A 1,177-nucleotide genomic window follows, 5' to 3' on the forward strand; every position below is an offset into this window, starting at 1 on the left:
AGCGGGCCAGGTCGGAGTTGTCGAACGAGACCACGGACAGGTCGGCCGGGACGCGCAACCCGGCACTTCCGAGGGCCTGGTAGACGCCCATCGCGGCGCGGTCGTTCATGGTGATCACGGCGGTCGGGCGGTCGCGGTCCAGCCAGCCGCCGTCGAGCAGGGCGGTCACCGCGCCGCGGGTCTCGTCCGGCCACCACCCGCACTTCAGGTGCCCGGCGAGGCGCAGGCCGTGCGCGCGCAGGGCGGCCTTGATGCCGGCCAGCCGCTTCCCGGCCGCGTACGCGTCGGCGGCGACCCGGCCGACCAGCCAGATGCCGTCGGTGTGCCCGGCCGCGAGCAGCGCGTCGGCGGCGGCCCGGCCGGCCCGGCGGTCGTCCGGGATCACCGATCCGACCGACGTCCGGGGGTCGACGTTGTTCATCAGCACCAGCCTGGGCACGCCGGCGGCCCGGCCATCGGCATCCCCGGCGGCGAGGCTGCGGAGCACCTCGGGCACCCGGTAGAGGACGGTGCCCAGCGTCGCGTACACGAAGCGCTCGACGCCCCGGGCGAGCAGCGCCTGCACGGCCGAGTCCTCGAGCTCGTCGTTGCCTTCGCTGTCGGCCATCAGCACCACGTGGCCGCGCTCGGCCGCCGCCGAGATGCACCCGCGGATCATCTCCCCGCCGAACGCCTCGGACGCGATCACATCGGACACCAGGCCGATCGCCGGCGCGCCGGTGGGCGGCGCGGCGTCAGGCGCCAGCCGGCGGCGGTAGTCGAGCATCCGGGCGGCCTGCAGCACCCGCTCCTCGGTGGCGGCCGAGATGCGCATGTCGTGCCGGCCGGACAGCACGAACGACGCGGTGGTGACCGATACACCTGCGTGATCGGCCACATCACGCAGGGTGACGCGCCGCTGTCGCTCCCGGACCACACACACCCCACATCTCCGCAGGTGATCGGCAGGTTTCGAGGTTGCGACCACCTTGACACATTCGCGTGACCAGGGACACACTCATGCTAAATATTTAGCGATTTTGATAACTCTCGATTTTGATGACTCTGGAGCTGCCGGATGCCGACCGCCGAGCCGACCACCATCGCGTTGACCGCCGCCGGCGTGACCGCGCTGATCGACGTGAGCGGCGGACGGCTGCCCGCGGTCGTGCATTGGGGACCGGAGCTGGCCGGGCTC

At 72.2% G+C, this 1,177-nt stretch carries 1 protein-coding gene; it reads right to left on the bottom strand.

Going from position 1 to position 1,177, the window contains the following annotated elements; translation table 11 throughout:
* Window positions 1–877 (bottom strand): LacI family DNA-binding transcriptional regulator (locus AB0M20_RS44785; RefSeq protein WP_364307704.1); only part of this gene is annotated, 877 nt, incomplete at its 3' end.
* Window positions 878–1,177 lie beyond the last annotated feature (300 nt).

It is taken from the genome of Actinoplanes sp. NPDC051633, assembly GCF_040681735.1.
GTDB lineage: Bacteria > Actinomycetota > Actinomycetes > Mycobacteriales > Micromonosporaceae > Actinoplanes.